Below are 9,175 nucleotides of genomic sequence, written 5' to 3' on the forward strand. Positions count from 1 at the left end.
CTAGCCCGCCGGCCGCAGCACGCAGAACACGTTGCCCTCGGGGTCGGCCAGCACCGTCCAGCTCACATTGCGCTGACCGACGTCGACGTGGCGGGCTCCCATATCGACCAATCGTTCCACCTCGGCGGCCTGGTCGCCGGGAAGCAGGTCGAGATGTAGCCGGTTCTTTCCGGCGCGTTCCCCGGCGACGGGGCAGAACGTGAGCATCGGCCAACTGTCGGGGTCGCTGCCGATGCGGACCTCGCCGTTCTCCTCGGCGATGACCCGGTAGTCCAGCACCTCGGCCCACCACCGGGCGAGCCGCGCCGGGTCGGCCGCGTCCACCACCACCGCACGCCACCGACTACCCACGGCATCTCTCCCCTCGACGAATACCCGTCGTCGACCTTCCCGACAGGTTACGCCCGTGTGACGAGATCGTCGGGCATCGAGCGCCCAGCGGTAATCAACGGGTGTCCGACGTGCCCACCCCCGCCACCGCCGCCCGCCCGGCCTCCAGCCGCGCCACCGGCACCCGGAACGGCGAACAGGACACATAGTCCACGCCGACCTCGTGGAAGAAGTGGATCGAGTCCGGGTCGCCACCGTGCTCGCCGCACACTCCGATGTGGAGGTCCGGCCGCGCCGCGCGTCCCTCGTCGACGGCGATGCGGATGAGCCGCCCCACGCCGTCCCGGTCGATGGACTCGAACGGGGACACACCGAAGATCCCCAGGTCCAGGTACTTCGTGAAGAACGACGCCTCCACGTCGTCGCGGGAGAACCCCCAGCCCATCTGGGTGAGGTCGTTGGTGCCGAAGGAGAAGAACTCGGCGGCGCCCGCGATGTCGCCGGCCGTGAGGGCGGCCCGGGGCACCTCGATCATCGTGCCGATCGCGGCGTCCACCTCGACCCCGGTCTCCTTCGCCACCAGCCGCAGCACGTCGGTCACCTCGGCGCGCACCGCCTCCAGCTCCTGCACCGCCCCCACGAGCGGCACCATGATCTCCGGCCGGGGGTGCCCGCCGGCCGCCGCGAGCGACGCGGCCGCCTCGGCGACGGCGCGGACCTGCATGGCGAACAGCCCCGGCACGACCAGGCCGAGCCGGACGCCGCGCAGGCCGAGCATCGGGTTCTGCTCGTGCATCCGGCGCACGGCGGCGAGCAGCTCGGCGTCGTGGCCGTCACGCCCGCCGCGCTCGGCCGCGACCGCCACCCGCACCGCGAGGTCCTCCAGCGACGGCAGGAACTCGTGCAGCGGCGGGTCGAGCAGCCGGATCGTGACCGGCAGGCCGTCCATGGCGCGCAGGATGCCGGCGAAGTCGTCGCGCTGCAGGGGCAGCAGCTCGGCCAGAACCGACGCGCGGACGTCATCATCCACAGCGAGGACCAGCCGCTCGACGAGCGTCCGCCGCTCGCCCAGGAACATGTGCTCGGTGCGGCACAGGCCGATGCCCTCGGCGCCGAGCTGCCGGGCCCGGTCGGCGTCCGGCCCGGTGTCCGCGTTGGCCCGTACCCCCAGGCGACGGCGCGCGTCGGCGTGGGCGAGCAGCCGACGGACGGCGACCACGACGGGGTCGGCGCTCTCCCCGCCGTCAACGAGGGCCCGGGCCACGTCGGACTCCCGGACAGGCACGGCGCCGGCGTAGACCGCGCCGGTGGACCCGTCGATCGCGATGACGTCGCCCTCGTTGATCACCTGGTCGCCGACGGTGAGGTGGTCGGCGGCGACGCGCAGCGCCTCGGCGCCGCAGACGCAGGTGCGGCCCATGCCGCGCGCGACGACCGCCGCGTGCGACGTCTTGCCGCCCCGGGAGGTGAGGATGCCCCGCGCGGCGATCATGCCCGGCAGGTCGTCGGGGGTCGTCTCGCGGCGCACGAGGATGACGTCGCGCGCCCGCGCCGCGGCCGCCGCGGCCCGGTGCGGGTCGAACACGGCCTCCCCCACGGCCGCGCCGGGCGCCGCGGCGGTGCCGGTCGCCATCGGCGGCGGCGCCCCCGCGAGGTCGAAGGTGGGGAACATCAGCCGGCCGAGCTGCGCGCCGCTGACCCGCGCGAGCGCCTCGTCGAGGTCGATGACGCCCTCGTCGACGAGCTGGGCGGCGATGACGAAGGCGGCCGCGGCGGTGCGCTTGCCCACGCGGGTCTGCAGCATCCACAGCCGGCCGCGCTCGATGGTGAACTCGATGTCGCACAGGTCCCGGTAGTGCCCCTCCAGGATCGACATGATCCCGGTGAGCCGCGCGTAGCTGTCCGGGTCGCGCTCGCGCAGGTCGTCCAGCGTCAGGGTGTTGCGGATGCCGGCGACGACGTCCTCGCCCTGCGCGTCGGGCAGGTAGTCGCCGTAGGCGCCGGCCCGGCCCGTCGCCGGGTCGCGGGTGAACGCCACACCGGTGCCCGAGTCCTCGCCCAGGTTGCCGAACACCATCGCGACGATGTTCACGGCCGTGCCGAGGTCGTCGGCGATGCGCTCCTGCCTGCGGTAGAGGACGGCGCGCTCGGCGTTCCACGAGCGGAACACCGCGCGGACCGCCAGGTCGAGCTGTTCGCGCGGATCCTGCGGGAAGCCGCGCCCCGTGTGTTCTTCAAAAATCCGTTGGTACGCCGCGACGAGCGCGCGCAACCCGTCGGCGTCGAGATCGTGGGCGGGTTCGTCGAAGGCGTCGGCGGGCACGTCGCAGACGGTGCGGCCGAACATCTGGATCAGCCGCCGGTAGGAGTCCCAGGCGAACCGGTGGGCGTCCGCGTCACCGCCCGCCTGGGCGGCCAGGCCGGCCACGCTGGCGTCGGTCAGGCCGACGTTGAGGACCGTCTCCATCATGCCCGGCATGCTGAACGGCGCGCCCGAGCGCACCGACACGAGCAGCGGGTCGGCCGGGTCGCCGAGGCGGCGCTCCATCGTGGACTCCAGCGCCGCGAGATGCGCGTCGATCTCCCCGGGCAGGCCGGGCGGCAGGTCGCCGTCGGCGAGGTACGCCCGGCACGCCTCGGTCGTGATCGTGAAGCCGGGCGGCACGGGGAGGCCGAGATTGGTCATCTCGGCGAGATTGGCCCCCTTGCCGCCGAGCAGGTGGGAGAGATCCTTGTTGCCCTGTGCGAAGTCGTACACGAACGTGGCGCCCACGGCGCTCCTCCCTGAACAACCGTTAACCCCGCTGGGATTGGCACAGGTTAAGGGCCCACCACGGGCGGGCGAACGACTCGTGACGACCGTTACACGAGTTACGTCCGAATTCGATCCGCCGCTTTCGTGGGAGCGCGACCACGCGCACGAACACGCACCGGCGGCCGTTGCTACCCGCCAGTTGGATCGTTAGGCGGGTCGGCGCGAAATATCCAGTTCAAGGATAATCGACGGGCGGCCGGTGGACTCGTGATCAAGCTGCAGTCATTTCCCCGCGCGGACGTGTGGGCCGTGGCGACCAACGCCCTGGCAGCGCTTGCAGCAGCCACGCTCGTCGCGAGCCCACGAACCGCCACCGGGTACGCCCTGGCCGCCGCGACCGTCCTGGTCAACCTGCGCCGGCACCGCGGCGACGGTCTCGGCCGGTGCGTGACGACCCACCCCGCGCTCGCGGCCGGACTTCTCGCCGCCTATCTCATCCGCCAGCCCGACGGCGCGCCCGCGCTCCTCGCGGCCGGCGCGATCCTGCTGCTCCTCCAGATGGGCGAGGGCGTCTTCGCCAAGCTGGCCACCCCGCTGCTCACCGTGACCAACGCGGCGGGCTGGCGGCGTCTGGCCACCCGGGGCGTGCACCCCACCGCCATCCTCACCGTCAACGTGACAGTGCTCGGGGTCTTCGGCGTCTGCGCGGCGGCCGGCGCGCCACCCGCCGTCGCGCTGGTCGCGGTCTCCGGCGGCGCGCTCATCCAGGCCGCGCTGCTGCTCGCGGCGTTGCGGTCGACCACCAGCCCGTCCGGCCCCGTCGAGCTGAGCCACGAGCTGGCCCGCTTCGCGCCCGAGTTCCTGGTCCACTTCAGCGCCCCGGAGTCGATGAGCTACCAGCTCACGATGTGGCTGCCCGCCCTGGAACGGGTCGGCCGGCCGTTCGCCGTCGTCGTACGCGAACCGTGGCACGTCGCCGAGGTGGCGGCCGTGACCCGGGTGCCGGTGCTGCACTGCCCGACCATCCGGGCGCTGGACCAGATCATCACGCCGAGCCTGCGCGCCGTGTTCTACGTCAACAACAGCATGAAGAACCTGCACATGCTGCGCTTCACCGGCGCGCTGCACATCCAGCTGATGCACGGCGACAGCGACAAGGCCGCGAGCCACAACCCGGTGACCGCGCTGTACGACCGCGTCTACGTCGCCGGGCAGGCCGGCATCGACCGCTACCGCGCGCACGGCGTCGAGATCCCCGCCGACCGGTTCCGGGTGGTCGGCCGGCCGCAGCTCGCCGACATCACCGTCGGCCCCCGGCGGGCACACCCACCCACGGTGCTGTACGCGCCCACCTGGACGGGCTTCTACGAGGACACCAACCACTGCTCGCTGCGGGTGGCCGACCGCATCCTGGTCAGCCTGCTCGCGCGCGGCGCCACGGTGATCCTGCGCGCGCACCCGTCCACCAGGCGCAACCACCGGGCGGCCGGTCAACTCGCCGCCGCCGAGCGACTGCTGGCCCGCGACCGGGCGTCGTCCGGTCGCGCGCACGTATGGGGCGAGGCCAGTTCGCGTGAGATGTCGCTGGTCGACTGCATCAACGAGGCGGACGCCCTGGTCGCGGACGTGTCGAGCGTGGTGACCGACTTCCTCTACTCCGGACGGCCGTTCGCCGTCACCGACATGGCCGGCGCGGGCGCGGCGTTCGCGGCGACCTTCCCGCTCTCGCGGATCGGCTACGTCATCGACCCACAGCTGACCTCGCTCGAGCACGTGCTCGATCTGATGCTCGGCCCGGACCCGCTCGCCGACCAGCGACTGCAGGCCCGGGCGTACTATCTCGGCGACTTTCCGCCCGCCATGTACGAACGCGCATTCACCGATACGGTGCGCGCCGATGTGGCCACCGGAAAAAGGATTCCGGCAATGGCAAGACTCACCACTCCGGGTGATACCCACATGGTGTGACCTGCAGCGCCGCTCTTCGATATGCGAATAACGCCCGTGGCGCACACGATGGCGTCGGTAATCTGGTCGCAATGGAGAACACTGACCGCATTGACGCGACCGTCGTCGTTCCCGTGTGGAATCCCGGCCCCGATTTCGATCGGTGCGTCACCTCGTTGCTCGCGCAGAGCCTGCCCGCCGACCGGTACGAGATCATCTTCGTGGATGACGGATCCACCGACGGCACGGGCGAACGGCTCGACCACCTGGCCGCCGAGCACCCCCAGATCCGGGTCATCCACATCCCCAACTCGGGCTGGCCCGGGCTGCCCCGCAACATCGGCATCGCCCACGCCCGCGGCGAGTACATCCAGTTCGTCGACAACGACGACAGCCTCAGCCCGCGGGCGCTCGAACGGCTCGTCGCCTACGGCCGGGCCAACGACGCCGACATCGTCATCGGCAAGGTGACCAGCGACTTCCGCCCCACCCACCACCCCGTGTTCCGGATGAACCGGCCCCGCTGCACCATGCTGGACGCACCACTGGTCAACATCCTCACGCCGCACAAGATGTTCCGCCGCGAGCTGCTGGAACGGCACCCCGAGCTGCGCTACCCCGAGGGCAGACGGCGCCTGGAGGACCAGCTCTTCGTCATGAAGGCGTACTTCGCGGCGGGAAACATCGCGGTGCTCGCCGACTACCCCTGCTACTACTACAACCGGCGCACCACGGGGAAGAACGCGGGCTCCAACCTGATCCAGCCGGAGGGCTTCTACGGCAACCTGCGCGAGGTCCTCGACGTCGTCGACGCGAAGTCCCCGTCGCCACAGGTCCGCGACCGCATCGCGGTGCGCTTCCTGCGCGCCGACGTGTGCGCCCGGCTCGGCGAGCGCCTGCCGGACCGCAAGCCCGACTACCGCGACCGGCTGTTCAGCGAGATCCGGTCGATCATGGCGGACCGGTTCGACCCGTCGATGGACGCGCTGCTGCCGTCGATGATCCGGGTCCGCGCGTTCCTGGGCCGCGAGGGCCGCCTGGACGACCTCATCGCGTACGCCAGGCGCACCCGGGAGTACCGGGTCGACGCCCACGTCGACCACTGGGCGTGGGCCGACGGCAGGCTGCGGGTGTGCGCCCGGCTGAGCCTGATCGACGCCCACGGTCAACCCCTTCCCCTGGTACGCCGCGACGGCGCCGTCTACCTGGCCACCGGGCTGACCGGCACGGACGTGCCGCTGCCCGCCCGCCTGGTGAACTTCGACGCGCCCGACGAGCTGGCCGACATCGTCATCAAGCGCCGCCGCACCGGCGAGCTGTTCTATGTCCCGACGACCGCCGCGGTCGAGCTGACCCCCGCCGGCGACGACCCGGAGGGCGAACGGGTCCTGGCGACCTACGTCGTGGCGGGCGTGTTCGACGCGGCCACGGCGCTGGCCGGCAGGCCGCTCACCGAGGGCGTGTGGGACATCCTCGGCCGGCTGCAGGTGCTCGGCTGGACGCTGCAGCAACGACTCGGCGGCGACCGCGGCCCGAAGGCCCCCACGCCGCGCGGCGTCGCGCAGGTGGGCGGGCTGCGCCTGCAGCCGTACCTCACCGAGGGCGGCGGGAGCCTCGCCATCGCGGCCGAGAAGCCGCACGGGTCGCTGAAGACCCACGCAGTCCGCGCGCTCCGCCACGTCCCACCGGACACCCGCACCCGCATCCGGACCCTGGCAAAGAAGGTAGCCCGCCGCTAGATCATCCGCAGAACCGATCGGGCGGCTTCGATCCTCGCCACAAGACGGCTCCGGTCTCAGCCGCAGAACCGATTGGGCGGCTTCGATCATCGCCACAAGACGGCTCCGGTCTCAGCCGCCGGAGTCGTCGTGCTCGGCGTCCTCAGGGACCGTCAGGTCATCCCGGTCGTCGAGCCAGCCGTAGGGCAGAACGACCTTGGCGGGGGCGTTGGTGCGCCCGCGCGGCTGACCCAGCACGGCCGTCGGGAACGGGGCGTCGGTGTCGAGCTTGCCGAGCAGGTCGTCGAGCTCCATGAGCGACGACGCCATCGCCATGTCCCGGCGCAGCTCGGAGCCCACCGGGAAGCCCTTCAGGTACCACGCCACGTGCTTGCGGAAGTCGGTCACGCCCTCGCGCTCGGCGTCCCACCACCGCACGAGCAGCTCGGCGTGCCGGCGCATCACGGTCGCGACCTCGCCGAGGCTCGGCAGGACCCGCTCCGGCCGCCCGGCGAAAGCGGCCTGCAGGTCCGCGAACAGCCATGGCCGGCCCAGACAGCCCCGACCCACGACCACGCCCGCGCAGCCGGTCCCGGCGACCATCCGCAGGGCGTCGGAGGCCTCCCAGATGTCGCCGTTGCCGAGCACCGGCACGTCCAGCGCGTCGGCCAGGGTCGCGATCGACTCCCAGTCGGCCTCGCCGGAGTAGCGCTGCGCGGCGGTGCGCGCGTGCAGGGCGACCCACTTCACGCCCGCGTCCTGCGCGATGAGCCCCGCCTCGACGTAGGTGAGGTGGTTGTCGTCGATGCCCTTGCGCATCTTCACGGTGACGGGAATCCCGGCGGGCGCCGCCGCGTCGACCGCGGCCCGCACGATGCTGCCGAAGAGCTTCCGCTTGTACGGGATGGCGGAGCCGCCGCCCTTGCTGGTGATCTTGCGGACGCTGCACCCGAAGTTCATGTCGATGTGGTCGGCGAGGTTCTCGTCGACGATCCGCCGCACGGCCTTCGCGGTCATCTCGGGGTCGACCCCGTAGATCTGCATGCTGCGGGGCGTCTCGTCCACCCCGAACTCGATCATGCGCTCGGTCTTCGGGTTGCGGTGCGCGAGCGCCACCGTGGTGATCATCTCGCAGACGTAGATCCCGGCGCCCTGCTCCCGACACAGCTGGCGAAACGCGACATTCGTGATCCCCGCCATGGGCGCGAGCACCACCGGCGGATCCACGACGTACGTTCCCAGCTGCAAAGTCACGCCTCCGAGGATGACACATCCAGCCGATGACCCGCGCCGCCCGCTGGGGCCGAGGCACGACGCCGCGCGCTGATGACCACCGACCCGATCGTCCTGCACCGAGGCCCTGGCGAAGGGACCGCGGCGGTTACCGTTGACGGCACCGGCACCACCCCTGACCCGTCGCTCGGCGGGTGGGGCATCGCCGACGTCATACATGACCGGCTCTCGTGGCTCGGCGTTCCCGTCCTCGGCGGACTATCCGTCGGGCACGGCTCGCACCGCCCACGGTGTCTCACCCGCGATACAGTCGCCACGTGAGCGAAGTGACAATTCGCGACCTCCGTAACCATGGGGGCGAGATCCTCAACCGCGTCGCGGCCGGCGAGGCGATGACCGTCACCCGTGACGGCGAGCCCATCGCCGAGCTTCGACCGTTGCCGCGCCAACCGGTGCCGGCACCCCTGTTGCTGCAACGGTGGCGCCGCTTGCCGGTCGTCGACCCAACTCAGCTGCGCGCCGACATCGACAACGTCCTGGACGCAACGCTGTGAGCGACGCAACCGTCACCCACCCACGCGGAATTCTCGACACCAGCACGTGATCATGCTGTCGCGCATCACGGACCCGGCAAGCCTTCCCGCTGAACCACTCATCACCGCGGTCACACTCGCAGAGTTGACCGTCGGGCCGCTCGTGGCCAGCAACGATGCCGAACGTGCCGCCCGTCAGGCGCATGTGCAACAGGCCGAAGCCGACTTCGACCCCCTGCCCTTCGACGCTGCGGCCGCCCGGGCATTCGGTCAGGTCGCTGCCGCGATGCGCAAGGCGGGCCGCAAGCCCGCAGCCCGCGCCTACGACGCGATGATCGCCGCGACCGCTCTCGCCAACGGCCTGCCCGTTTACACGTGCAACCCAGCCGACTTCGCCGGCATCGACAACCTCACCGTGTGCGCTGTCCCGGTCCCGCAGCCGCGCTAGCTCGGAGATTAACGCTCGCGCGCCGATCTCCTTGTTGCCCAGGCCGTCGGCCACCAGCCGCGCGAAGTCGGTTTCGCGCCTGCCAGGATCGTGCCGCCGTGGCCCTGGCCCGTCGGCGGGGCGCTCCGCGGAGGGGCCTCCCGGGGCGCGAGCCGCACCGCGCCCCGCCGGTCCAGACGCCGGCCGGCCGCGAACTCCGCGGCGAACCGCG

At 71.7% G+C, this 9,175-nt stretch carries 7 protein-coding genes; 4 read left to right on the forward strand and 3 right to left on the reverse strand.

Features of this window, described 5'->3' with window-relative positions; all coding sequences use genetic code 11:
• On the reverse strand, nucleotides 1-351 hold the full coding sequence (locus tag ABD211_RS17640; RefSeq protein WP_344132629.1) for a VOC family protein: 351 nt from the start codon (nucleotides 349-351) through the stop codon (nucleotides 1-3).
• A 94-nt stretch (nucleotides 352-445) separates the two neighbouring features.
• Nucleotides 446-3,103, reverse strand: coding sequence for a pyruvate, phosphate dikinase (gene ppdK / locus ABD211_RS17645; RefSeq protein ID WP_344132632.1), 2,658 nt, complete (start codon nucleotides 3,101-3,103; stop codon nucleotides 446-448).
• A gap of 249 nt (nucleotides 3,104-3,352) precedes the next feature.
• On the opposite strand from ppdK, the gene ABD211_RS17650 reads away from it, so the two are divergent.
• Nucleotides 3,353-5,053, forward strand: a complete 1,701-nt coding sequence (locus ABD211_RS17650; protein WP_344132634.1) for a CDP-glycerol glycerophosphotransferase family protein — start codon at nucleotides 3,353-3,355, stop codon at nucleotides 5,051-5,053.
• A gap of 71 nt (nucleotides 5,054-5,124) precedes the next feature.
• A complete protein-coding gene (locus ABD211_RS17655; RefSeq protein WP_344132637.1) occupies nucleotides 5,125-6,771 on the forward strand; it encodes a glycosyltransferase family 2 protein in 1,647 nt (548 codons plus the stop codon).
• 111 nt (nucleotides 6,772-6,882) lie between these two features.
• Here the strand turns inward: ABD211_RS17655 and dusB are convergent, their stop codons facing one another.
• Nucleotides 6,883-8,004, reverse strand: a complete 1,122-nt coding sequence (gene dusB / locus ABD211_RS17660; RefSeq protein ID WP_344132640.1) for a tRNA dihydrouridine synthase DusB — start codon at nucleotides 8,002-8,004, stop codon at nucleotides 6,883-6,885.
• Between the two features lie 296 nt (nucleotides 8,005-8,300).
• Between dusB and ABD211_RS17665 the strand changes: the two genes are divergently transcribed.
• Together ABD211_RS17665 and ABD211_RS17670 are read left to right on the forward strand one after the other, a co-directional pair.
• The gene (locus tag ABD211_RS17665) at nucleotides 8,301-8,537 is read left to right on the forward strand and encodes a type II toxin-antitoxin system Phd/YefM family antitoxin (RefSeq protein WP_344132643.1); all 237 of its coding nucleotides are present in this window, start codon (nucleotides 8,301-8,303) and stop codon (nucleotides 8,535-8,537) included.
• Between the two features lie 52 nt (nucleotides 8,538-8,589).
• Nucleotides 8,590-8,964 (forward strand): type II toxin-antitoxin system VapC family toxin, encoded by a 375-nt coding sequence (locus ABD211_RS17670; RefSeq protein ID WP_344132646.1) that lies wholly within the window; start codon nucleotides 8,590-8,592, stop codon nucleotides 8,962-8,964.
• Nucleotides 8,965-9,175: the final 211 nt, after the last annotated feature.

Source organism: Luedemannella flava, from assembly GCF_039528515.1.
Classification (GTDB): domain Bacteria; phylum Actinomycetota; class Actinomycetes; order Mycobacteriales; family Micromonosporaceae; genus Luedemannella; species Luedemannella flava.

Excerpts from the sequence above, each read along its gene's own strand:
- ABD211_RS17670 (WP_344132646.1), top strand. The coding sequence starts at position 8,590 with ATGCTGTCGCGCATCACGGACCCGGCAAGCCTTCCCGCTGAACCACTC.
- ABD211_RS17655 (WP_344132637.1), top strand. The coding sequence starts at position 5,125 with ATGGAGAACACTGACCGCATTGACGCGACCGTCGTCGTTCCCGTGTGG.